At 68.4% G+C, this 23,144-nt stretch carries 17 protein-coding genes; 8 read left to right on the forward strand and 9 right to left on the reverse strand.

Annotated elements, in window-relative coordinates; all coding sequences use genetic code 11:
- Nucleotides 1-7: 7 nt before the first annotated feature.
- On the forward strand, nucleotides 8-688 hold the full coding sequence (locus G020_RS0100635; protein WP_024328254.1) for a sulfotransferase family 2 domain-containing protein: 681 nt from the start codon (nucleotides 8-10) through the stop codon (nucleotides 686-688).
- The gene (locus G020_RS0100640; protein WP_024328255.1) at nucleotides 663-1,955 is read left to right on the forward strand and encodes a hypothetical protein; all 1,293 of its coding nucleotides are present in this window, start codon (nucleotides 663-665) and stop codon (nucleotides 1,953-1,955) included. The genes G020_RS0100635 and G020_RS0100640 overlap by 26 nt, the downstream gene beginning before the upstream one ends.
- A gap of 21 nt (nucleotides 1,956-1,976) precedes the next feature.
- Here G020_RS0100640 and G020_RS0100645 read toward each other — a convergent pair whose 3' ends face one another.
- The 5 genes from G020_RS0100645 to glnE are packed head-to-tail and all read right to left on the reverse strand — an operon-like array spanning nucleotide 1,977 to nucleotide 8,434.
- Nucleotides 1,977-2,786: a sulfotransferase gene (locus G020_RS0100645; RefSeq protein WP_024328256.1), complete on the reverse strand. Its 810-nt coding sequence runs from the start codon at nucleotides 2,784-2,786 to the stop codon at nucleotides 1,977-1,979.
- 14 nt (nucleotides 2,787-2,800) lie between these two features.
- On the reverse strand, nucleotides 2,801-4,225 hold the full coding sequence (hldE, locus tag G020_RS0100650; RefSeq protein ID WP_024328257.1) for a bifunctional D-glycero-beta-D-manno-heptose-7-phosphate kinase/D-glycero-beta-D-manno-heptose 1-phosphate adenylyltransferase HldE: 1,425 nt from the start codon (nucleotides 4,223-4,225) through the stop codon (nucleotides 2,801-2,803).
- A gap of 50 nt (nucleotides 4,226-4,275) precedes the next feature.
- Nucleotides 4,276-4,503: a zinc-finger domain-containing protein gene (locus G020_RS0100655; protein WP_018947474.1), complete on the reverse strand. Its 228-nt coding sequence runs from the start codon at nucleotides 4,501-4,503 to the stop codon at nucleotides 4,276-4,278.
- Between the two features lie 35 nt (nucleotides 4,504-4,538).
- Nucleotides 4,539-5,459 (reverse strand): branched-chain amino acid transaminase, encoded by a 921-nt coding sequence (locus tag G020_RS0100660; protein ID WP_024328258.1) that lies wholly within the window; start codon nucleotides 5,457-5,459, stop codon nucleotides 4,539-4,541.
- 35 nt (nucleotides 5,460-5,494) lie between these two features.
- Complete coding sequence (gene glnE, locus G020_RS0100665) at nucleotides 5,495-8,434, reverse strand: bifunctional [glutamate--ammonia ligase]-adenylyl-L-tyrosine phosphorylase/[glutamate--ammonia-ligase] adenylyltransferase (RefSeq protein WP_024328259.1); 2,940 nt, start codon at nucleotides 8,432-8,434, stop codon at nucleotides 5,495-5,497.
- Between the two features lie 167 nt (nucleotides 8,435-8,601).
- Between glnE and G020_RS0100670 the strand changes: the two genes are divergently transcribed.
- The 5 genes from G020_RS0100670 to G020_RS0100690 all read left to right on the forward strand — a co-directional run bounded on the left by G020_RS0100670 (nucleotide 8,602) and on the right by G020_RS0100690 (nucleotide 18,755).
- A complete protein-coding gene (locus tag G020_RS0100670) occupies nucleotides 8,602-9,657 on the forward strand; it encodes a Fe(3+) ABC transporter substrate-binding protein (protein WP_024328260.1) in 1,056 nt (351 codons plus the stop codon).
- Nucleotides 9,658-9,809: 152 nt separating this feature from the next.
- Nucleotides 9,810-11,609, forward strand: a complete 1,800-nt coding sequence (locus G020_RS0100675) for an iron ABC transporter permease (RefSeq protein WP_024328261.1) — start codon at nucleotides 9,810-9,812, stop codon at nucleotides 11,607-11,609.
- Nucleotides 11,609-12,694 (forward strand): ABC transporter ATP-binding protein, encoded by a 1,086-nt coding sequence (locus G020_RS0100680; protein WP_024328262.1) that lies wholly within the window; start codon nucleotides 11,609-11,611, stop codon nucleotides 12,692-12,694. Before G020_RS0100675 ends, G020_RS0100680 begins: the two co-directional genes overlap by 1 nt.
- 146 nt (nucleotides 12,695-12,840) lie before the next feature.
- Nucleotides 12,841-14,574: an autotransporter assembly complex family protein gene (locus G020_RS0100685; protein WP_024328263.1), complete on the forward strand. Its 1,734-nt coding sequence runs from the start codon at nucleotides 12,841-12,843 to the stop codon at nucleotides 14,572-14,574.
- Nucleotides 14,571-18,755, forward strand: coding sequence for a translocation/assembly module TamB domain-containing protein (locus G020_RS0100690; protein WP_024328264.1), 4,185 nt, complete (start codon nucleotides 14,571-14,573; stop codon nucleotides 18,753-18,755). The genes G020_RS0100685 and G020_RS0100690 overlap by 4 nt, the downstream gene beginning before the upstream one ends.
- A gap of 81 nt (nucleotides 18,756-18,836) precedes the next feature.
- Here the strand turns inward: G020_RS0100690 and G020_RS0100695 are convergent, their stop codons facing one another.
- The 4 genes from G020_RS0100695 to G020_RS0100710 form a co-directional block, all read right to left on the reverse strand.
- Nucleotides 18,837-19,484, reverse strand: coding sequence for an OmpA family protein (locus G020_RS0100695; RefSeq protein WP_024328265.1), 648 nt, complete (start codon nucleotides 19,482-19,484; stop codon nucleotides 18,837-18,839).
- Between the two features lie 285 nt (nucleotides 19,485-19,769).
- Nucleotides 19,770-21,437, reverse strand: a complete 1,668-nt coding sequence (groL, locus tag G020_RS0100700; protein ID WP_024328266.1) for a chaperonin GroEL — start codon at nucleotides 21,435-21,437, stop codon at nucleotides 19,770-19,772.
- Nucleotides 21,438-21,488: 51 nt separating this feature from the next.
- On the reverse strand, nucleotides 21,489-21,779 hold the full coding sequence (groES, locus tag G020_RS0100705) for a co-chaperone GroES (RefSeq protein ID WP_018947484.1): 291 nt from the start codon (nucleotides 21,777-21,779) through the stop codon (nucleotides 21,489-21,491).
- A 142-nt stretch (nucleotides 21,780-21,921) separates the two neighbouring features.
- Nucleotides 21,922-22,422 (reverse strand): FxsA family protein, encoded by a 501-nt coding sequence (locus G020_RS0100710; RefSeq protein ID WP_024328267.1) that lies wholly within the window; start codon nucleotides 22,420-22,422, stop codon nucleotides 21,922-21,924.
- A gap of 164 nt (nucleotides 22,423-22,586) precedes the next feature.
- Here G020_RS0100710 and G020_RS0100715 point away from each other — a divergent pair, with 164 nt between their 5' ends.
- Nucleotides 22,587-23,141 carry a thioredoxin family protein gene (locus G020_RS0100715; protein ID WP_024328268.1) on the forward strand — a complete coding sequence of 185 codons (555 nt, stop codon included), beginning with the start codon at nucleotides 22,587-22,589 and terminating at the stop codon, nucleotides 23,139-23,141.
- Nucleotides 23,142-23,144: the final 3 nt, after the last annotated feature.

The following is a 23,144-nucleotide window of genomic DNA, read 5'->3' on the forward strand; positions in this document are numbered from 1 at the left end:
CCGATTTATGCTGATTTCCTATCGCAAGAATTTCCTGTTCGTGCACATCGCCAAGACGGGCGGGACCAGCATCCGGGCGGCGCTGCGGCCGTATCGCTGGGGCGGCTGGTACAGCATCCCGTTGTGGGCGGCCAGCCAGGTCAGTCAGCTGACCCGCCCCCGGCACAAACTGGGATTGAAGTTTCCCCGGCACGCGAAGGCGATCGCAGCGAAGGAGATGCTGCCGGAGCCGGTCTACCGCGAGCTGTTCAAGTGCGCGATCGTGCGCAATCCCTGGGATCTGCAGGTGAGCTCCTGGCACCACATCCGGCGGGAGAAGCCCCAAGTACTGGAGGGCATAAGCACCTTCGGCGATTTCCTGCGGCTGAAATTCGACCCCGAACGGCCGTACGACTACATGCTGGACACCTCGGCGGAGCTGCAGCACGAATACATCGTCGATCTGCAGGGGCGGGTGATCGTGGATTTCATCGGCCGCTACGAGAACCTGCACGAGGATTTCGCCACGATCTGTCAGCGCATCGGGATCCCGACGCCCGAGCTTCCGCATCTGCGCCGCGCCAGCGAACGCGACGACTATCGCAGCTACTACGACGACACCCTGGCGGAGATGGTGGCGCAGCATTACCGCCGCGACCTGGACCTGCTGGGCTACGAATTCGATGCCCCGACTTCCACAAACCGGTGACCGCCCGGAGATCCCGGGCCTCGGGACCCTCGCGCTGGAGGACTGTCTCCACGAATACCCGGGCAAGCGACGGATCTTTCGCGCCCGATTACCCGACGATCGGGCGGTGGTCGCCAAGTTCTATCTCGGGCGCATCGCCCAGTGGGCCGAATGGCGCCGTGGCACGCGCGGGGCGCGCCGGCTGGAGGCGGCCGGCGTGCCCGCGCCGGCGGTGCACCATGCCGGCTACTGCCCGCAATACCGCGCGTGGCTGCTGGTGCTGGACCTGGTCGAGGCGGATACCCCCTGGCCGCCGCCCGGCGGCGATCCCGGGCACGAGGCCCATGCCCGGCTGCTGACCACCCTGGCCGAACACCACCGCGCCGGCATCGTGCAGAACGATCTCAACTGGCTGAACTTCATCCCCCGCGACGGAAGGCTGTATGCGATCGACGGGGACCGGGTGCGCCAGCGTGGAGCCGCCCTCGGACGGCGAGCCGCCCTGCGCCACCTGCAGCGGCTGTACGCGTCCAAGACCCGCGTGCCCGAGGCGCGCATCCGCGAGGGCTTCCGGCGCTACCACGAACTGCGCGGCTGGGACGCGAGCGAGGCCGAGCTGGAACGTTTCCTTGGGGCACTGCGCCACGCCCGCGTGCGCCATGCCCGCCGGGTTGCGCACCGCGCGGCACGCGGCTGGAAGCACTACCCGCGCTTTCGCAGCGACGACCTCGGGATCATCCACGACCGGCGCAGCCTGACGCGCGAACGGGCCGGCGAGATCGCCCGCCAGCTGTACGCGACCGGCGAGCTGCCGGAGACCGTCGCCTCATCGGACACGCCCGAACTCTGCGCCCGGCGGATTGATGCACCCTGGCAGACCCTGCCCGCCCTGCTGCGCCCGGCCCTCACCCGCCGGGTCGCGCGTCGGGTCTGGAGCCATGCGCTCACCCTCCGGCGGCTGGGGTTGGCGGTGCCGCGGCCGGTGGCGGTGGTCGCCGCGGATTGCGGCATGATCTGGCTTGTCCAGGAGGCGATCCCGGACATGCACCCGCTGACGGACGGCGGCCCTCCGCCCGGTCCGGAAGTGGCCGAGACGCTGTGGGCGGGTCTGCGGGACTACGGGATCCGGTTCCGCGGGCGGGATCCGCACATGCTGGGCAGCGACGGCCGGAATCTGTGGATCCTCGATCCGCTGCCGCTGGCCTTTGCCCGGCCGAGGGCGCGCGGCTTTCTGCGTGCCGCGCAGCACGACCGGGAGTGGCTGCTGCGGGTCAGCGAGGCGCGCTGACCGGCTGCGGACGCGGGTGCGTCAGTCCAGACCCCAGCGACGCTCCTTGGCGTCGTTGGCCACGCGCCCGGGCCAGGCGATCACGTTCTGGATGCGCTGCATGTACGGCGGAATCACCTGCTTCCAGGCATCGTCCGGCCAGATCACGCTCCCCTCGGTCTTGCGGAAGACATCCGCCGAACCGATATTGTGATGCGCCATCTCCGCCCAGGAGTCGAGCTGCGGGCGCTCGAACTCCAGCCCCAGACGTTCCATCAGCTTCGGCAGCTGGTCCTCGGGGTCGTAGGCCAGCTTCTCGTAGTTCACCACGATATGCGGCTCGTTGCGCAGCAGGTGGTACAGCCGCAGCGAGCGATGGGAATAAGAGAAGGTGGGGATATAGTTCTGCTGCTTGCGCTTGCGCAGCGACTGCGCCCGCCCGCGCGGGTCGCGCAGCACGTGGATGGGCACCACTTCGATGTCCGGGGCGGCCATCAGCCGGCGCAGGCGCTGCACCGACTTGGAATTGTCGGTCACGAACGGTACGCCGCTGACCTCCGAGACCACCTCGAACAGCGTGCGGTTGTGCTCGTTGAAACGCGCCGGATCGCGCGCATGTACGTCCAGGGTCTCCAGGTTGCAGCCCAGACGCTCCTCCAGCCGGGCGTTCACCGCCGACCAGAACTCGCATGCCCGGAAGCTGGGCGCGCCGCAGGGGCAGGGATGCTTGCGCGCGTAATGCGCCAGGCGCCGGACCCCGCCCAGCGCGCGCACCTGGCTGTGCGCATCCAGCAGGATGTCCAGCAGGGTCGAGCCGCTGCGCCCCATGCCCACGAGATAGAGTACTTTCATGTGTCGGTGTTGCCTCAGTAATGGCCCTGTCGGATACGCTCCATCACCGCGCTGGTCGAACAGCCGTCGACGAAGTCCAGCACCTCGACCCGGCCACCGCCGGCGGTGACGGCATCATAACCCGCGATCTCTTCCGGCCTGTAGTCGCCGCCCTTGACCAGTACGTCGGGCAGGATCTCGCCAATCAACTCCGCCGGGGTGTCCTCGGCGAACGGCACTACCCAGTCGACCGCGGCCAGTCCGGCGAGCACGGCCATGCGGCCCTCCAGCGGGGTTACCGGTCGTCCGGCACCCTTCAGGCGCTGTACCGATGCGTCGTCGTTGACCGCCACCACCAGCCGGTCGCCGCGAGCCCGGGCCTGCTCCAGATAGGCCACGTGCCCGGCATGCAGCAGGTCGAAGCAGCCGTTGGTCATCACGATGCGCTCGCCGGCGGCCCGCGCGCGCTCCAGCGCGGCCATCAGCCCGGCGCGGGACAGCACGCCGCGATCGGCGCCCTCCGGCTCGTGCCGCGCCGCGCGCAGTTCGTACGGCGAGACCGTCGCGGTGCCCAGCTTCCCGACCACGATCCCGGCGGCGAGGTTGGCCAGATGCATCGCATCCTCCAGCGTCTCGCCGGCCGCCACCGCGGCCGCGAGGGTCGCGATCACCGTGTCGCCGGCACCGGTCACGTCGAACACCTCGCGTGCCCTGGCCGGCTGATGCACTGGCGGCCGGTCGGGACGGAACAGGGTCATGCCTTCCGCGCCGCGCGTGACCAGCAACGCCTCGATACCATGCTCGCGGAGCAGACCGGTGGCCGCGCGCTCCAGCGCCGCCGTGTCCGGACAGGGACCGGCCACGGCCTCCAGTTCCGCGAGATTGGGCGTGACCAGACTGGCGCCGCGGTAGGCGGAGAAATCGGTGCCCTTGGGGTCCACCAGCACCGGGCGGCCGGCGGCCCGCGCCGCGCGGATCAGCGGCTGCGGGTCGCGCAGCGCGCCCTTGGCGTAGTCGGACAGCACCACCACCTGGCAGTCGCTCAGCAACGGTTCGAAATCCGCCAGCAGGTCACCGGCCGTGGCGCCGGGGAAACCGTCCTCGAAATCCAGCCGGATCAGCTGCTGATGACGACTGATGACCCGCAGCTTGGTGATGGTCGCGGCCCCCGACCGGCGCCGGAAGTGGCAGCGAACACCCGCCTCCTCCAGCAATGCGGACAGATCGGACGCGGCCGTGTCGTCCCCGGTCACCCCCACCAGGTCGGGACGACCGCCCAGCGCGGCCAGGTTCAGGGCGACGTTACCGGCCCCGCCCGGACGCTGCTCGATGTCGCGCACGTGCACCACGGGCACCGGCGCCTCCGGCGAGATGCGGTCGGTCGCGCCGTGCCAGTAGCGATCCAGCATCAGATCGCCGGCGACCAGCACGCGGGCCTGATCCAGGGGGGGCAGGGTCATGGTCGTACCTGCGCCCGGGTCCGGGATCGTGCCGGGCCCGGGCGGGGGGATCAGTCGGCGGCGTCTTCGAGGATGTAGATCGTGCCGCAATAGGGACACTGGTAGCGCCCGTCCTCGGTCTCGTCGATCGGGATGAACACCCGCGGATGGGAAGCCCACAGGGCCGTGCCGGGCGTCGGGCAGTGCAGCGGGAGATCCCGCTGGGTCACGCGTACCGTCGTCTCGGCATTGGCGGTCGTGTACTGGTCCTGATGGCTGGCGGTATCGGGATTCACCATGGTTCGGGTCTCGCTCCGGGTCGGGGTCGCGCCGTTCAGACGTAGGTCAGCCAGTCCTGATGCCGCGAGTCACGGCCGTGGACCACGTCGAAATAGCGCGACTGCAGCAGTTCGGTGATGGGGCCGCGGCTGCCGGTACCGATCGGCCGGTCGTCCACCTCGCGGATCGGGGTGACCTCGGCGGCGGTCCCGGTGAAGAAGGCCTCGTCGGCGATGTAAACCTCGTCGCGGGTGATGCGTTTCTCCACCACGCGGAAGCCCTCCTCGGCCGCCAGCTCGATCACCGTGCGCCGGGTGATGCCGTCCAGGGCCGAGGTCAGATCCGGGGTATAGATCACCCCGTCGCGGATGATGAAGATGTTCTCGCCACTGCCCTCGGCGACGTAGCCCTCGGTATCCAGCAGCATGGCCTCGTCATATCCGCAGCGGGTGGCCTCCTGCAGGGCCATCATCGAGTTCATGTAATTGCCGTTGGCCTTGGCCTTGCACATGGTCACGTTCACGTGGTGCCGACTGAACGACGAGGTACGGATGCGGATGCCGTTCTCGATGCCGTCGTCGCCGAGGTAGCTGCCCCAGCTCCAGGCCGCCACCATCACGTGCACCTCGAGATTGTCGGCGCGCAGGCCCATGCCTTCGGAACCGAAGAAGGCCATCGGCCGAAGATAGGCGCTCTCGAGATTGTTCTCGGTGATCGCCGCCTGTTGTGCACGGTTCAGACGCTCGGCGGTGAACGGCAGGGTCATGCCGAGGATCTTGGCGGAGTTGAACAGGCGCCGCGTGTGATCCTCGAGACGAAAGATGGCCGGCCCGTGATCGGTGGGATAGGCCCGGACACCCTCGAACACCCCCATCCCGTAGTGCAGGGTGTGGGTCAGAACATGGGTCTTCGCATCCCGCCAGGGCACCATCTCGCCATCCAGCCAGATCACCCCGTCCCGGTCGGCCATCGACATCGCTTGCGTCCTCGGTTTCGTGTTGTTCCGTCGGGTCAGCCGCGGGAAGCAGCATCAACATCGGCATCGCCGAATACGCTCTCCCAGGCACGCGTCACCCGCGCGCGCACCGCCTCCAGCTCCGCATCCGGCTGTTCCACGCGGGCGTCGCGCCCGGCAAGGGTCAAACGGTGGATGCGGTTGCGCAGATCGCGGTAGGCATCGGCCAGTTCGCTGCTGAACCCGGCGTCGATCACGCCACTGGCGCCCAGGGCCTCCAGGGTGCGGATCTTGTCCGGGTATTCGCACACTGCCGGATACTCGTGCGCGGCAACCAGAACCCAGTATTGAACCATGAATTCGATATCGGTGATACCGCCACGGTCGCGCTTGAGGTGGAAGCCATCGCCCGGTTTCGACGCGTGCTCGGTCAACATGCGCTGGCGCATCTCCACCACCTCGCGGCGCAGGGCATCGGCATCGCGCGGACGGGTCAGAACCTCCCGGCGCAGGGCGGCGAAGTCCTCGCCGAGCAACCGATCTCCGGCCACGAAGCGCGCCCGCACCAGTGCCTGGTGTTCCCAGGTCCAGGCCGACTCGTCCTGGTAGCGACGGAACGCCTCCAGCCCGGAAACCAGCAAACCGGCCGTACCCGAGGGGCGCAGCCGCGTGTCTACTTCGTACAGCCGCCCGGAGGCGGTGAACGCCCCCAGCAGATGCACCACCCGCTGGGCGACCCGGGCAAAGAACTCGCTGTTGTCGATCACCTTCGGCCCGGCGGTGCGCGCACTGGCGCTGTCATCGCTGTCGTGCAGGAACACCACATCGAGATCCGAACCGTAGCCCAGCTCGAAGCCACCCAGCTTGCCGTAGCCGATGACCGCGAAACGCGCCGGACGGCAGGCGCTGGCATCCTCGCCGCACTGCGGCGCGCCGAAACGCTGCACCATGTGCTCCCAGGCCAGGTGCAGCACCTGTTCCAGCAGCACCTCCGCCAGCCAGGTCAGATGATCCGAGACCTTCATCAGCGGCAGGAACCCGGTAATGTCGGCCGCCGCCACGCGCAGGGTCTGCACCTGCTTGAACTGCCGCAGGCGGTCCAGCATCTGCTCGTGGTCCTGCCCCGGGAAGCGGGCCAGTTCGTCCTCCAGTTCCGCCTGCAGGCCCTCGCGGTCCGGCGGAGCGTACAGCGCGCGCGGATCCAGCAGTTCGTCCAGCAGCAGGGGATGATGGGTCAGCTGGTCGCTGATCCACGGACTCGCGCCCACCAGGCGCACCAGCTGGGACAGCGCCAGCGGGTTTTCCACCAGCAGCGACAGATACACCGAGCGCCGCGCGATGGTGCGAATCAGCTGCAGCGCCCGCGGCAGGACATCGTCGGGCGCGTCCTGCTCGGCGATGGCCCCCAGCAGCAACGGCATCAGCCGGTCGAGACGCTGACGCCCGGTGGTGCTCATCGCCCGCACCCCGGGGCTTTCGCGCAGATCATTGATGCCGGCGAAGGCCGATCCGGGATCGTTGAAGCCGAGTCCGGCCAGCGCCTCACGGGCCTCGTCCTCGTTCAGCGTGCCCATCCACAGCCGCTGGATCTGCTGTTCGCGATCGGCCTCCGGCGAGTCCTCCATGCTTTCTTCGCCGGCCCGCTGCGGGGCAACGAAGACCTGATCGAAATGGGCATGGACCCGGTGCTGTTCGCGTACCAGCGCGGCCTCGAAACTGCCCTCGTCCTCGAACCCCATGGCCAGCGCCAGGCGCGCGCGGTCATCGCCCTCGCGCGGCAGACGATGGGTCTGCTGGTCGTTGAGCATCTGCAGGCGGTTCTCCACCCGCCGCAGGAAACGATAACCGCGCTCCAGCTGTTCCACCACGTAATCGGGCAGCAGCTCGCGCTCCCCGAGCACCGCCAGCACGCCCAGCAGGTCGCGCCGCTGCAGGGCCTGATCGCGTCCCCCGCGGATCAACTGGAAGGCCTGGCCGATGAACTCGATCTCGCGGATCCCGCCCTCGCCGTGCTTGACGTCCTCGAACCGCCCCTTGCGCGCGGACTCGTCGTTGATCATCTGCTTGAGCTGGCGCAGGTTGGCCAGCGAGCCGTAATCCAGGTAACGGCGATAGATGAACGGGCGCAGCCGGCGCATCAGGCGCCCGCCGGCCTCGACGTCCCCGGCGATCACCCGCGCCTTGATCAGCGCGTAGCGTTCCCACTCCCGACCATGGGCCTGGTAGTAATCCTCCATCGCGTCGAAGTGCATCGCCAGGGGGCCGGTATCCCCGAACGGCCGCAGGCGCATGTCGACCCGGTAGCAGAAGCCGTCCGCGGTCACCTCGGACAGCACCGCGATCAGCGCCCGGCCGAGGCGCTGGAAATAGGTCGGGTTGTCCAGCGGCTTCGCGCCGTCGGTCTCACCGTTCTCCTCGAAGGCAAAGATCAGATCGATGTCGGAGGAGAAATTCAGCTCGCCGCCACCCAGCTTGCCCAGCCCCAGCACCACCAGCGACTGCGGCGATCCGTCCTCGGCGCTGCGCGGCTGGCCGTGGCGCTCGCGGTAACGCGTATCCAGCCATCCCAGCGCCGCGCCGATCAGGCCATCCGCCAGGCGGCTGAGATCGTGCATGACTTCTTCCAGGTCCGCCGCGCCGGCCAGGTCGCGCCAGCCAATCCGCAGCAGCTCGCGATGGCGCGTCTCGCGCAGCGCCCGACGCAGGCCGTCCTCGTCCTCCGCGGCGTCCACCCGGGCCTGCAGGACTGCATGAAAGTCCGCGTCGTTACAGGCGGGCATGTGCCCCCCGTCGTCCAGCGCCTCGAGCAGATACGCGGGATGGCGCCGCACCGTCTGCACCAGGTAATGGCTGAAGGCCAGCGGCCGGTGCTCGGCGGGGAGCGAGTCCGGCGGTGGCCCGCCCTGCGCGGGTTCCATTTCCTCCCACAGGCGCCGGATCTCGTCCTCCAGCGCGGCGGGCAGCGGGGCGGGGGTCTGCGGCAGTGGCTTGTCCATGGGTCTCAGATTAGGGAAACACCGATCGTTGTGCACGTCCGGGGCGGGCCGCCGCGACAAACAATCCGGATGATGGGACTTGACCACGGAAGATAATACAAATAACAATCGTTCTCGCTTTTATGGCGAATCAACTACAAAAACCAACCGTCTGAGGACCAACGGCCATGCAGACCCGCCCCCTGAACTGGATCATCGGTGCCGCCGCCACGGTGGCCGTCACTCTGCCGCTTGCTGGCTGTGGCCCCGACGCCGATAACGGCGCCGCGGGCGCCGGAGAGGTCAACCTCTATTCCGCACGCCAGGAACAGCTCATCCAGCCGTTGCTGGAAGACTTCACCGACGAGACCGGGATCGAGGTCAACCTGGTGACCGGGGGTGCCGACGCTCTGCTCCAGCGGCTGCGGCAGGAAGGCCGCAATTCGCCCGCCGACGTATTCATCACCACGGACGCCGGACGTCTGCACCAGGCTCACGCGGCCGGGGTTCTCCAGGGCATCGAGAGCGAAACCCTCGAGAACAACGTCCCCGAGCGCTACCGCGACCCGGATGGCGAGTGGTTCGGCCTGTCCATGCGCGCCCGGCCCATCATGTACCACACCGACCGGGTCGACCCGTCCGAGCTGTCGACCTACGAGGCCCTGACCGACGAGCAGTGGGAAGGCCGGATCTGCATCCGTTCTTCCGACAATGTCTACAACCAGTCGCTGGTCGCCTCCATGATCGCCAGCGAGGGCGAAGATGCCGCCCAGCAATGGGTGGAAGGCATCGTGGCCAACATGGCCCGGCGCCCGCAGGGTGGTGACCGCGACCAGATCCGCGCGGTGGCCGACGGCGTGTGCGACATCGCCATCGCCAACACCTACTACCTCGGCATGATGCTGGAAGGCGAAGGGCGTGATCGCGAAGTGGCCGAACAGATCGGGGTCTTCTGGCCCAATCAGGACGACCGCGGCACCCACGTGAACATCTCCGGCGCCGGGGTCACCGCCCACGCGCCCAACCAGGAGAACGCAGTGCGGCTGATCGAGTACCTGACATCGGAATCGGCCCAGGAGTGGTACGCCGAAGCCAACCAGGAATACCCGATCCGTGACGATGCTCCGACCAGCGACATCCTCGCCGGTTTCGGCGACTTCGTCTCCGACGACATCGAGCTGTACATCCTGGGCGAAAACAACGCCGAGGCCGTGCGCATCATGGACCGCGGCGGCTGGCGCTGATCCCGCCTGCCCCGAAGACCCCGGCAGCGCCCCGGCCACCCCGTGGTCGGGGCCTTGCATGTCCCCCCCGGAACGCGGCAGAGGCCGTACTCCCCGCGAACTGCGAGGCCACCCATGGAATTCGAAACAAGAACCTTTACTATTTGCACTCCATGACCCAAGCCACCACCAGCACCGGGGCCCGCATGCCCGCCTTTCGCCGCCCGCGGCTGCCGCTCAGCCCGTGGTCGCTGGTGGCGGTGGTCACCGCGCTGGTCCTCGCCCTGCCGGTGCTGGTGATCTTCGGACACGTGTTCATTCCCGCCGGGGAGGTCTGGGAGCACCTGCGCCAGACGGTGCTGGCCGACTATGTCACCAACTCCCTGGTGCTGCTGGTCGGGGTGGGGATCGGCGTACTGCTGATCGGCGTGCCGGTGGCCTGGCTGATCAGCATGTGCGAGTTTCCGGGCCGCTCGGTCTTCCAGTGGGCGCTGATGCTGCCGCTGGCGATGCCGGCCTACATCATCGCCTACACCTACACCGGCATGCTCGACTTTTCCGGGCCGGTGCAGGGGCTGATCCGCGAGCTGACCGGGCTGGGCTACGGCGAATACTGGTTCCCCGAGATCCGGTCGCTGGGCGGCGCAATGGTCATGCTGCTGCTGGTGCTTTACCCGTACGTTTACCTGCTCAGCCGGGCGGCCTTCCTGGAGCAGTCGGTCTGCGTGCTGGAGGTCTCGCGCACGCTGGGCGCCGGCCCCTGGGAGGGCTTTCGGCGGGTCGCCCTGCCGCTGGCCCGCCCTGCGATCATCGCCGGGCTGACCCTGGCGCTGATGGAGGTGCTGGCCGACTACGGCACTGTGGCCTATTTCGGTGTCAGCACGTTCACCACGGGCATCTTCCGCACCTGGTACGGGCTCGGCGACCCGGCCGCAGCCGCCCAGCTGGCGGCCGTGCTGCTGAGCTTCGTGTTCGTGCTGATCCTGCTGGAGCGCTGGTCGCGCGCAAAGGCCCGCTTCCACCACACCAGTCGCCGCTATTCCACGCTGCCGCGCTACCGCCTGCGCGGCTGGAAGGCCTCCGGCGCCTTCCTCGCCTGCCTGCTGCCGGTTCTGTTCGGCTTCCTGATCCCCACGGTGCAGCTGGCCATCTGGGCGTTCCAGACCACCGACCAGTGGATGAATCCGCGTTTCGCCGGACTGGTGTTCAACACCTTCTGGCTGGCCATCGCCGCCGCGATCATCGCGGTCGCGCTGGCCCTCGTGCTCGCCTACGCCCAGCGCATGGAGGGGGGGCGGATCACCCACGTGGCGGTCCGCATCGCCGGCATGGGCTACGCGGTACCGGGCACGGTGATCGCGATCGGCATCATGATCCCGTTCGCGGCCTTCGACAACGCGCTGGACAGTTTCATGCGCGACACCTTCGGCGTCAGCACCGGGCTGCTGCTGTCCGGCACGGTGTTCGCGCTGCTGTTTGCCTACGCCGTGCGCTTCCTCGCGGTGTCGCTGCAGACCGTCGAGGCCGGCCTGGGCAAGATCCAGCCGAGCATGGATGACGCCGCGCGTTCGCTCGGGCTGCACCCGGTCAAGACCCTGTGGCGGGTCCATATGCCGATCATGCGCGGCACGCTGCTGACCGCCCTGCTGCTGGTGTTCGTCGACGTCCTCAAGGAACTGCCGGCGACGCTGATCCTGCGTCCGTTCGACTTCAACACCCTGGCGGTGCGGGCCTTCGAGCTGGCCGGGGACGAGCGCCTGCGGGAGTCCTCCAGCGCGGCGCTCGCCATCGTGCTGGTCGGGCTGGTTCCGGTTATCCTCCTGTCGACGACCATCGGGCGCTCGCGCCCCGGCCAGGGCGCGCCGGCAGACGAACCTGCCGAGGACCCCGGCCGCCGGCCACGTTCGCGAGCACTGGCAGCGCCCGCCGGCGCCACCATGAATCCGTCCGCCGACGAAGCACAGGACCGCTGATGCAGGTACCCCATACACCGCTTCTGGATCTCGACCACATCGACATCGGCTACGACGGACAGCCCGTCGTCCACGACGCGTCACTGCAGCTTCCCGAAGGCCAGATCGGCTGCCTCCTCGGGCCCTCGGGCTGCGGCAAGACGACCCTGCTGCGCGCGATCGCCGGCTTCGAGCCGGTGATGCGCGGTGAGGTTCGCATGAACGGTCGAACGATGAGCGACCCCGGTTTCACCGTGCCTCCGGAAAAGCGCGGTGTGGGCATGGTGTTCCAGGATTTTGCCCTGTTCCCGCACCTGTCAGTGGGCGACAACCTGCGCTTCGGCATCCGCCACTGGAGCCGCGCGAAGCAGGACGAACGGGTGCGACAGCTCCTGCGGCTGGTCGGCCTGATCGGCTATGAACCAGGCTATCCACACGCGCTGTCGGGGGGACAGCAACAGCGCGTCGCCCTGGCCCGTGCCCTAGCACCACGCCCGGGCCTGCTGCTTCTGGACGAACCCTTTTCCAGCATGGACGTCGAGCTGCGCGGCGAACTGGCGCGCGAGGTGCGCGAGATCCTGCGCGCGGAGAACACCACGGCGATCCTGGTAACCCACGATCAGAACGAAGCGTTCGCCTTCGCCGACCGCATCGCCGTCATCCACGAGGGGCGCATCGCCCAGCTGGACAGCGCCTACAACCTCTATCACCGGCCGGCCAACCGCTTCGTCGCGGATTTCATCGGCGAAGGCACCCTGATCCCCGGCATGGTGGAACCCGGCAATCAGGTCGACACCGCCCTGGGCCACCTGCAGGGCCCGCTTTCGGAGGACCTCGCCCCCGGCACCGCGGTCGACGTGCTGGTACGCCCGGACGACATCGCCATCGACAACGAGAACGGCGAGGTCCGCACCGAGGTCCTGGACAAGGCCTTCCGCGGTGCGGATTTCCTCTACACCCTGCGCCTGCCCGACGGCCTCAGCGTGCAGTGCATGGCACCGTCGCACGACAATTTCGTGATCGGCGAGCATGTCCGCCTGCGCCTGGATTTCTCCCATCTGGTGGTATTCTCGCGGGAAAGTGGCGTCGACTGCCCCGGCGGCTGACCCCTCCCGCTGAACACCGGGGAGCGGAACCCGCGACCCGCCTTGTCACTCGGAGAAACATGGACCGAACCTGTCGGCAACATTCGGCCGTTGCCCCGTGATCGCGTGACCCGTCATCGATGATTCTCATCCCGCCATTCGTCCGGCTGCGCCGCCTCCTCCTCGCGGCCCTGCTCGGGGCCCTGCCCCTGCTTACCTCCCCGGCAGCCGGTGACGAGCGGCCCCGCCTGGTACTGGAGGGCGGCACCGCCGAACAGCGCGACAACATCGAGGCAACCCTCGACCTTGCGCGCCAGCGCTGCGAGCTGCCCGAATTCCGCGAGAGCCGGGTGCTGCGCGACGCCGAAAGCCGCGCCCGCGACGCCCTGCGCGCCATCGGCCACTACCATCCGGAGCTGGAACTGTCGCTGGAACGCGACGCGGACCCCTGCTGGACCCTGAACCTGACCTTCGACCCCGGCCCGCCCACCACGGTCGAACGGCTGGACCTGCAGGTGGACGGGGAGGGCCGCGTGGATCCCGCGTTCGAGACCATCCTGATGCAGACGCAGATCACCACCGGGGACGTGCTGCGCCACGACCGTTACGACGCCCTGCGCGCACGCTTTACCCGGGTCGCGGCCGAACGCGGCTATTTCGAGGCCGAGTTCACGCTGCGCCGACTGGAGGTCGATACCGACGAACGCACGGCCGCCATCCGCCTGCACATGGACACCGGGCCGCGCTATGAGCTCGGCGAGATCACCATCGAACAGGACATCCTGCGCGGGCGTTTCATGCAGCGTCTGCTGCCGTTCGAACCCGGGGAGCCCTATGCCTCCGCACGAATCATCGAACTGCAGCGCAATCTCAACAACAGCGGCTATTTCGAATCGGTGCGCGTGCGCCCGCTGCGTGACGAGGCCGAGGAGCGCCGGGTACCGGTGATGGTCGAACTGGAGCCGCGCAACCGCCTGGCCTTCGAGGCCGGCATCGGCTATTCCACCGACATCGGCCCGCGCACCCGCTTCGGCATGGAAAACCGCTATGCCAACCGGCGCGGACATCGCTATACCGGCGAGGTGGAGGCCTCGCCGGTACGTTCCGGCGTGGCCTTCAATTACGAGATCCCGCTGCGCGACCCGCTGCGCGAACGCCTGAACCTGTTCACCTCGTGGCGGACCGAGGACACCGGCACTCAGGAATACGACCGCTTCCAGCTGGGCACCAGCCGGGTGCTGCAACGCGATTCCGGGTGGCAGACCACGGAGATGCTGCGCTACGAATACGAGGACTTCACCGTCGGCGACCAGACCGACACCTCGAAGCTGCTGATCCCGTCGTATCGCGTGAGCCGCACCGAGGCCGACGACCCGATGACCCCGCGCCGGGGCTACCGCCTGGAGGGCACGGTCCAGGGGGCCGCGGAGGAGCTCCTCTCCACCACCAGCTTCGCCCAGGTGCGCGGCAACGCCCGCTACATCCGCGGTCTGGGACCGGGGCGCGCCCTGCTGCGCGCCGATGTCGGCTTCACCGAGGTCGATTCGGTGCGCGAACTGCCCAGTTCCCTGCGCTTCTTCGCCGGGGGCGACGGTTCCATCCGCGGCTATGGCTACCAGAAACTGGGGCCGAAGAACGACGACGGCGACATCATCGGCGGACGACACCGCCTGGTGGGCAGTGCCGAATACGAGATCCCGGTGTTCGGGGACTGGAGCGCGGCGATCTTCGTGGACGCCGGCAACGCCTTCGACGACTTCTCCGACTTCGACACGGTCTACGGCGGCGGGATCGGCGTGCGCTGGCGCTCGCCGGTGGGTCCGATCCGTCTCGATCTGGCCCACGGACCGGATTCGGACGACGACTTCCGCATTCACTTTTCCATGGGGCCGGACCTTTGAGCCGCTGGCTGCGCATCGGCGCCCGCGCGACCGGCATACTGGTCCTCCTGCTGCTCGGCGTGCTCGCCGGCCTCGCCGCCCTGCTGTCCAGCGAATCCGGGACGCGCTGGCTGGCCGAACAGGCCGAACGCCACGCCCCGGTAGAGCTGAGCATCGCGGAAGTCGAGGGTACGCTGTTCCGGGGGGTCGCCGTGCGCGGGCTCTCGCTCGAACTGCCGGAAGGACCCTCGATCGCGGTCGACGAGGCACGGGTGGCGCTGGACCCGGCGGGACTGCTCGCCTTCGATCTGCGCCTCGGCGAACTCGGTGCGCGCGGGGTGCGGGTGGATCTGCCCGAGACACCGGATGACGAGGCGGACGCACCCGGGGAACTCCCCCTGCCCCTGGAACTGCCCGACCGCATCCGGATCCCGCTGCTGGGCGTCCACCTCGACCGGGTGCATCTGACCGACTTCCGGGTCACGCGCGCCGGCGAGGAACTGTTTGCGATGACACGCATGCAGGCGCGACTGAGCGCGCGCGGCACCCGCTTCCACCTCCACCACCTGGACCTGGCCCTGCCGGAACCGGAACTCGAACTGAGCCTGCATGCCCGGCTGCGGGCCCGCGGCGACTATCCGCTGGAGGCCGGAGGCCGGTGGTTACTGCGGCTCCCCGATGCAGCCAGCGAACTGCTGGAGCGTGACGACGCCCGGGGCTCGCTGACGCTCGAGGGCGAACTGCTGCAAAGCCTGCACCTCGACCACGTGGTCGAGGCCGGCCCGCGGATGGAGACCCGCGCGACCCTCCACCGCGCCCTCGCGGATCCGATGCTGGAGCTGGAGCATGCGTGGGAAGCCTTCGAGCTGGTGCCGGATCCCGAGACCCGGCTGGCCATCGATGCCGGCCGGCTGCGTGCCAGCGCCACGCCGGACGAATGGGACCTGGATCTGACCGCCGGCGCGCGCATGGAACCCTGGCCCGCACTGGACCTGCTGCTCGCGGCGCACGGCGACCTGGAATCCGCCCGCCTGGAGACCCTGGCTCTGCGCTCCGCGGCGGGGAACCTCACTGTCAGGGGCGACGCGGGGTTCGCCGATGACCTCACCTGGGACCTCGGTCTGGACCTCGACGCGCTCGACCTCGCGGCGCTGGAAACGGCACTGGACGACATGCCGGAGCTGGATGCCGGAATCCGGCGCCTGAGCGCGAGCAGCCGGGGACGCCTGCCGCTGGCGGCTGAGAATCCGCTGGCCGCGCTGGAGGCCGCCGTCACCCTCACCGAGCTGGACGGCCATTTCGAAGACCAGCCGCTGACCGGCGAGCTGGACCTGCTGCTGGCCGAAGGCCGCGCCCGCTTCGAGCGGGGAAGCTTCGCGCTGGGCGATGCCCGCCTGAGCCTGCAGGGGCACCTGGACGGGCTGCAGGCGGCGGCCGATGATCCCGAGACCCGCTGGCCGTTCGCCCTGGACCTCGACCTCGAGGGAGTGGATGCGGCGCAGTTCCGGCCCGATGCCGATGCCCGGCTGGACCGCCTGCGGCTCGCCCTGACCGGCGCCCTGGCACCGGCCGAGGCCGATTTCGATGCCGGCCTGGCGCTGACCGCGCTGGAGGCGAGCGCACAGGGGGTCGGGGTGCGCGGCGACGGCCGCGTGGAGCTGGACGCCCAGCGCGCCCGCATCCGTGAGCTCAACCTGCGCAGCGACCCCGGAGCGCACCTGGGCCTGAGCGGCGAGGTGGGCTACGGCGCCGGCCTGGACTGGGACCTCGACCTGCGCGCGCGCGAGCTCGATCCCGGCCTGGCCGCCCCCGATTTCCCCGGGCGCCTTGCCCTGGACCTGCACACCGCGGGCCGGCTGGACCCGGAAGACGGACCGACGGTGGAGGCCCGCATCCGCCGGCTCGACGGCCATCTGCGCGAGCAGCCGGTGTCCGGGAGCGGCGAACTGCGCCTGGAAGACGAGATCCTCGACATCCGCGAGCTCGTACTCGGGCTGGGGGACAACCGGGCCCGGATCGCGGGGCGCGTGGCCGACACCCTGGACCTGGACCTCGCGCTGCAGGCACCCGGGCTGGACGCCCTGATGCCGGGACTGGGTGGCGAACTCGAGCTGGATGCCCGCCTGCATGGCGAACGCGAGGCGCCGCGGATCACCGCCCGCGGCCGCGGCGCGCAACTGCGTTACGAGGACTTCGCCCTGGAACGGCTGGAACTGGAGGCGAACACCGGGCTCGCGGAGACCGCCCCGGCCGAGATCGACCTGAACCTGCACGGGGTCGCGAGCGCGGGGCAAACCCTGATCGAACGCCTGCGGCTGAGCGCCGATGGCACCGCCGGCGAGCATCGGGCGCGGCTGGATCTGGAGGCCGCCGAATTCGGCCAGCTGGAGCTGGCCGTGGATGGCGGTCTGGACACCGAAGCGCTGCACTGGAAGGGTCGCATCCAGCAGCTCACGCTCGACCAGCCGCTCGCCGGACGCTGGTCACTGGCGGGGCCGGTGGCGGTGGAAGGCGGTCCCGAGTCGGCGCGCCTGGAACGGCTGTGCCTGCAACGCGACGGCGGCGAGATCTGCGCCGAAGGCCGCCTGGAGCCCTCCGGGGAGGCGAGCTTCGCCACCCGCCTGGGAGCCATCGACCTGGCCTGGCTGCAACCGCTGCTGCCCCCGGAACTGGCCCTGCAGGGCACCGTGGATGCGGAGGCCGACGGGCGTCTGGACGCCGACGGCCGGCTGGATGCGGATCTCGCCGTCACCCCGAGCGATGGCGTTTTGCAGGTACGCGACGGCGACGACCTCCTGCAGGAGGTCCCGTGGCGGGACACCCGACTGACGGCCCGGGTGCGCGACCGGGACGTGGATGCCGCGCTGCGCCTGGACTTCCTCGACAACGGCATGGCCCGGGCCGACATCGCCCTGCGCGAGGAAGACGGGGTGACGGGCATTCAGGGCGACCTGGAGGCGCGGCTGGAGGATCTTGCCTGGCTCGCGGCCACCAGCCCGGAGATCGAGAACCTGCGCGGCGCGTTCGAGCTGGCGCTGGGACTGGACGGGCCGCTGCAGGACCCGCTGGTGGAAGGCGGACTGCGCTTCCACGATGGCGGGGTCACGATCCCCGAGGCGGGCATCGACGTGGCGATCCCGGAGCTGCGCGCCGATGTCCTGTCCGCGCGCGAGATGACGATCAGCGGGGCACTGGAGTCCGGCGAGGGCCGGATCGACCTGGACGGCCGCGCCGATCTCGGCGAGGACGGCCCGCAGGTCCTGCTGCGGGTCGACGGGGAAGACTTCCTGGCGGTCAACCGCGCCGATGGCGAGGCCCTGATCGATCCGGCCCTGCGCATCCGCTTCCGCCCGGACGAGGGCCTGGCGATCCGTGGCGGCATCAGCGTGCCGCGCGCCCGCCTGCGCCCGCCCGACCTGCCGCCGGGCGCGGTGCGGGTATCGGGCGACCAGGTCATCGTCGGTGAGGAAGAGGAGCGTACGGCGGCGTTTCCCATCGATATCCGCGTGCGCCTGCATCTGGGCGATGACGTACGCTTCGACGGCTTCGGCCTGACGGCCCGCTTTGCCGGCGAAGTGGACGTGGAACAGGTCACCGGGCGCCCGACGCAGATGTTCGGCGAGATCCGTATCCCCGAAGGCGAATACACCTCCTACGGCCAGGACCTGCAGATCGACCGCGGCATCCTGCTGTTCCAGGGGCCGCCGGAGGCGCCCGATCTCGACCTGCGCGCGGTGCGCCGCGTGCCCGAATACAACGTGACCGTGGGCCTGGAGATCGGCGGCACCCCGGAGGCCCTGCGCAGCCGAATCTTCTCCGAACCGCCGATGGACGAGACCGAGGCCCTGTCCTACCTGCTGACCGGCCGGCCGCTGTCCGGGGCATCGGAATCCGACGGCAACCTGCTGGCTGCAGCGGCCGCCGGCTGGGGGCTGGAACAGGGGGCGATGATCACCCAGCGCATCGGCTCGGAGCTGGGCCTGGACGAAGTGGAGCTGGACACCGATGGCGGCCTCGACCAGAGCGCGCTGACCCTGGGGCTCTACCTGTCGCCACGGCTGCTGCTGCGGTATACGGTCGGGCTGTTCGACAACACCTCGCGGGTACTGTTGCGCTATGAACTGACCCGTTCGCTGAGCGTGGAGACCTCCTCGGGCAGCGAGGGCCAGGCGATCGACCTCATCTACCGCCACGAGCGCTGACACCGCGGCCACAGGAGCAAAAAAACCCCCGGTCGCAAAACACGACCGGGGGTTCGAGTCTCCGCTACGGTGCGGTCCGGATCAGTCGACCCGGCGCTCCACGTCGGAGGTCACTTCCACGCGACGGTTGGCCTCGCGGCCTTCGCGGGTGGAGTTGTCCGCGGTGGGACGGTCTTCGCCATGACCCATGGACTCGATGTCGCTCTCGCGGATGCCCTCGGAAGCGAGGAAGTCCGCCACGCTCTGCGCGCGACGCTCGGACAGGCCCTGGTTGTAATCGGCCGGGCCGATGGTGCAGGTGTGACCCTCGACCAGCACGGAGGTGTACGAGGCACCTTCGGCCGTCAGGTCGGCCACCAGGTCACGCAGCTCGGAACGGCCTTCGGAACGCAGCTCGGCGCTGTCGAATTCGAACAGCACTTCGGCGCTCAGGGTCGTGGTTTCGAATTCCGGCTCGGGGCTCGGGGCCGGAGCGGGTTCCGGATCCGGCTCGGGCGCTTCGGCGGTTTCTTCGATGTAGCCGGCGCACTGCGAATGGCGCACGTACTCGGGCGCCCAGCTCGAGGTGCGCACGCACTCGCCGGAACCGTCGATGACCACGGCACCGGAGGAGTCGGTGACGTTGGCGGCGGGGTTGGAGTGGCTGCCCGCCACGGCCTGGCCGGCCGCGCCGAACATGAGTGAGGCCACCGAGGCGGCCAGCAGGTTCTTGACAAGCTTCTGATTCATTCTTTGCCTCCTTGGAGAAACGATGACGACGGATTGCGGGAATTCAGGAAGCGACGCCTGCACACCGATCCCGGCCCTATCCGGACGGAAGGACGGCTCACGGCCCGGACCTTCCACATCGCCTTGATAGTGGCACACCATTCACGGTTTTGCACGCGATCAAACGTGGATTCTGTCTCGATGTCACAACGCTGTGCCGTACATGAGACATTTTGACGGCGCCTCCATCAAAAAGACCCCGCCGAAGCGGGGTCCCGAGGGCTGACCGGTGAGGCCGGGCCGGCATTACATCATGCCGCCCATGCCTCCCATTCCGCCCATGCCACCCATGGCGCCCATGTCGTCACCGCCGCCACCGCCGGCGTTGTCGTCGCTCTTCGGCAGATCGGCCACCATCGCCTCTGTGGTGATGATCAGGGCCGCGACCGATGCCGCGTTCTGCAGCGCCGAACGGGTCACCTTGGTCGGATCCAGGATTCCCATCTCGATCATGTCGCCGAACTCGCTGGTTGCGGCGTTGTAGCCGTAGTTGCCCTCGCCTTCCAGCACCTGGTTGAGGACCACGGACGGCTCGTCACCGGTGTTGTAGACGATCTGGCGCAGCGGCTCTTCCATCGCGCGGCGGGCGATGTTGATGCCGGCGTTCTGCTCCTCGTTGTCGGTCTTGAGCTCGCGGATGGCGTTGCAGGCCCGCAGCAGCGCGGTACCACCGCCGGGCACCACGCCTTCCTCGACGGCCGCACGCGTGGCGTGCAGGGCGTCCTCGACGCGCGCCTTCTTCTCCTTCATCTCGACCTCGGTGGCCGCACCGACCTTGATCACCGCAACACCGCCGGCCAGCTTGGCCACGCGTTCCTGCAGCTTTTCCTTGTCGTAGTCGGAGGTAGCTTCGTCGATCTGCTTGCGGATCTGGCCGACACGACCCTGGATGTCGTCGTTGTTGCCCATGCCGTCGATGATAGTGGTGTTTTCCTTGGACACTTGCACCTTCTTGGCGCGGCCCAGGTCTTCCACCGTGGCCTTCTCCAGCGACAGACCGACCTCTTCGGAGATCACCTGACCACCGGTCAGAACGGCGATGTCCTGCAGCATGGCCTTGCGGCGGTCACCGAAGCCGGGCGCCTTCACGGCGGCGACCTTGACGATACCGCGCATGGAGTTCACCACCAGCGTGGCCAGGGCCTCGCCCTCGATGTCCTCGGCGATGATCAGCAGCGGCTTGCTGTTCTGGGCGACGCCTTCCAGCACCGGCAGCAGCTCGCGAATGTTGGAGATCTTCTTGTCGACCAGCAGGATGTAGGCATCATCCAGCTCGGCGCTCATGCTCTGCTGGTTGTTGACGAAGTACGGGGACAGGTAGCCGCGGTCGAACTGCATGCCCTCGACCACATCCAGTTCGTTCTCCAGCGAGGAGCCTTCCTCGACCGTGATCACGCCTTCCTTGCCAACCTTGTCCATCGCGTCGGCGATGATCTCGCCCACAGCGGTGTCGGAGTTGGCGGAGATGGAACCGACCTGGGCCACGGCCTTGTGCTCGGTGCACGGCTTGGAGAGCTTCTTCATCTCCTCGGTGGCGGAGGTCACGGCCTTCTCGATGCCCCGCTTCAGGTCCATCGGGTTCATGCCGGCGGTCACGGCCTTCATGCCTTCGTGCACGATGGACTGGGCCAGCACGGTCGCGGTGGTGGTGCCGTCACCGGCGCTGTCGGAGGTCTGCGAGGAGACTTCCTTGACCAGTTGCGCGCCCATGTTCTCGAACTTGTCTTCCAGCTCGATTTCCTTGGCCACGGACACGCCGTCCTTGGTCACGGTCGGGGCGCCAAAGGCCTTGTCGAGCACCACGTTGCGGCCCTTCGGACCGAGGGTGACCTTCACGGCGTTGGCGAGGGTGTTCACACCCTTGGCCATGCGGGTACGGGCATCGTTGCCAAAGCGGACTTCTTTTGCACTCATGTCGGATTCTGCTCCTGAAATTGAATAAAACTACGTGACGCGAATGCGGGCTCAGCCCTCGATGACGGCCATGATGTCGTCTTCGCGCATCACCAGGACTTCTTCGCCGTCGACCTTGACCTCGGTGCCGGAGTACTTGCCGAACAGCACCTTGTCGCCGGCCTTGATGTCCAGCGCGCGCTTCTCGCCGTTGTCCAGGATCTTGCCGTTGCCCACGGCCACGACTTCGCCGCGGATCGGCTTTTCGGCCGCCGAATCCGGGATCACGATGCCGCCGGGCGTGGTGCGTTCTTCTTCCATGCGCTTCACAATCACGCGATCGTGCAAAGGCCGCAGATTCATGGTGGAAACTCCTTTCTGTCTGTCGATAACAGGGGTCTGAGGGAACCGGATGGATGCCCTGTTAGCAGCCACCCGTAACGAGTGCTAATAATAGGGGCGAACGAACACGAGTCAAGAGCACGGAAACGCGACCGGAAGGGGGTCAGCGACGCCGATCGTCGTCGCCGGAATCGTGATCGAGCACGTCGCGGCCGCCGGCCTCGTCATCGTGCCGGCGGAACTCGCCCTCGATCGGGCCGCCGGCGTCATGGCCGGACCCCTGGAACGGGCCGGTCCGCGCCCGCACCAGACCGCGGCGCAGGATGCCCGCGGCAATCAACCGGCGCAGTGGCGGCACCAGCAGCACTGCGCCGGCCGCATCGGAGAAGAACCCCGGGACCAGCAGAAGCACCGCGGCCGCCATCAGCAGCCAGCCCTCCAGCAGACCGCGCGCGGGGACCTCGCCGCGCGCCAGGCTCTGCTGCAGCCGCCGCCAGTGGTAGAAGCCCTGCACCCGGAACAGCACGATCCCGCCGGCCGCGGTCGCCACGACCAGCGCCACCGTGGCGAGCGCACCGACGGCTTCTCCGACCCAGGCGAACCCGAAGATCTCGAGCAGGATGAAACCGAGAAAGACCAGCAGCGGAAAAAGCGGATTGCGCATCGTGAGGAGGGTGTCAGCGGACAGAACGTCATTGGACCACGCCGCGGGTGCAAGTGTCGATCGAGCGCGCACCCTGCTCGCCGTTCCCTTGCTCGAGAAACGGAATTTCTCCACCCTCCCCGGCGTCATAAGGACAAGACACGACCCCAGTGAACGGAGGCCACATGACACGCACGCCGCTACACCATCGACTCGTCACGGCCCTGCTGCTCACCCTTGCGTTCATGCTGGCCGGAACGGCCGTCGCCCAGGAAGACCCGCGTGATCCGGAAGAACACTTCTTCCAGCCGACGTTCGGCGATTTCCAGGAAGAGCTCGAGCTTGCTCGCGAGGAAGGCAAGAAGGGCATCCTGATCTTCTTCGAGATGGATGCCTGTCCTTTCTGTCACCGCATGAAGAACCAGGTGCTCAATCAGCCGCAGGTGCAGGACTACTACCGCGAGCACTTCGCCATCTTCACCGTGGACATCGAAGGCGACGTCGAGATCACCAACTTCGACGGCGAGACCCGGCGGATGGCCGATTTCGCCACGCGCGACTTCCGCGTGCGCGCCACGCCGGTCTTTCAGTTCTTCGACCTGGACGGCGAACCGATCCACCGCTTTACCGGGGCCACCCGCGATGCGGACGAATTCCTGACCCTGGGGCGCTTTGTCGCCGAGGGACACCACGAAGAAACCAACTTCAATCGCTTCCGCCGCGAGCAGCGCGGCCGCTGAACG

Origin of the sequence: Thioalkalivibrio sp. ALR17-21 (assembly GCF_000420185.1) — a bacterium.
In the GTDB taxonomy this organism is placed as follows: Bacteria; Pseudomonadota; Gammaproteobacteria; order Ectothiorhodospirales; family Ectothiorhodospiraceae; genus Thioalkalivibrio; species Thioalkalivibrio halophilus.

Bases quoted from the DNA above. Each gene is read 5' to 3' on its own strand.
- G020_RS0100680 (WP_024328262.1), top strand. From the start codon at position 11,609: ATGCAGGTACCCCATACACCGCTTCTGGATCTCGACCACATCGACATC.
- groL (WP_024328266.1), bottom strand. From the start codon at position 21,437: ATGAGTGCAAAAGAAGTCCGCTTTGGCAACGATGCCCGTACCCGCATG.
- G020_RS0100655 (WP_018947474.1), bottom strand. From the start codon at position 4,503: ATGGTGAATCCCGATACCGCCAGCCATCAGGACCAGTACACGACCGCC.
- G020_RS0100640 (WP_024328255.1), top strand. From the start codon at position 663: ATGCCCCGACTTCCACAAACCGGTGACCGCCCGGAGATCCCGGGCCTC.
- G020_RS0100695 (WP_024328265.1), bottom strand. From the start codon at position 19,484: ATGAATCAGAAGCTTGTCAAGAACCTGCTGGCCGCCTCGGTGGCCTCA.
- G020_RS0100645 (WP_024328256.1), bottom strand. From the start codon at position 2,786: ATGAAAGTACTCTATCTCGTGGGCATGGGGCGCAGCGGCTCGACCCTG.
- hldE (WP_024328257.1), bottom strand. From the start codon at position 4,225: ATGACCCTGCCCCCCCTGGATCAGGCCCGCGTGCTGGTCGCCGGCGAT.
- G020_RS0100715 (WP_024328268.1), top strand. From the start codon at position 22,587: ATGACACGCACGCCGCTACACCATCGACTCGTCACGGCCCTGCTGCTC.
- G020_RS0100660 (WP_024328258.1), bottom strand. From the start codon at position 5,459: ATGTCGATGGCCGACCGGGACGGGGTGATCTGGCTGGATGGCGAGATG.
- G020_RS0100710 (WP_024328267.1), bottom strand. From the start codon at position 22,422: ATGCGCAATCCGCTTTTTCCGCTGCTGGTCTTTCTCGGTTTCATCCTG.
- G020_RS0100670 (WP_024328260.1), top strand. From the start codon at position 8,602: ATGCAGACCCGCCCCCTGAACTGGATCATCGGTGCCGCCGCCACGGTG.
- G020_RS0100675 (WP_024328261.1), top strand. From the start codon at position 9,810: ATGACCCAAGCCACCACCAGCACCGGGGCCCGCATGCCCGCCTTTCGC.
- G020_RS0100635 (WP_024328254.1), top strand. From the start codon at position 8: ATGCTGATTTCCTATCGCAAGAATTTCCTGTTCGTGCACATCGCCAAG.
- groES (WP_018947484.1), bottom strand. From the start codon at position 21,779: ATGAATCTGCGGCCTTTGCACGATCGCGTGATTGTGAAGCGCATGGAA.
- glnE (WP_024328259.1), bottom strand. From the start codon at position 8,434: ATGGACAAGCCACTGCCGCAGACCCCCGCCCCGCTGCCCGCCGCGCTG.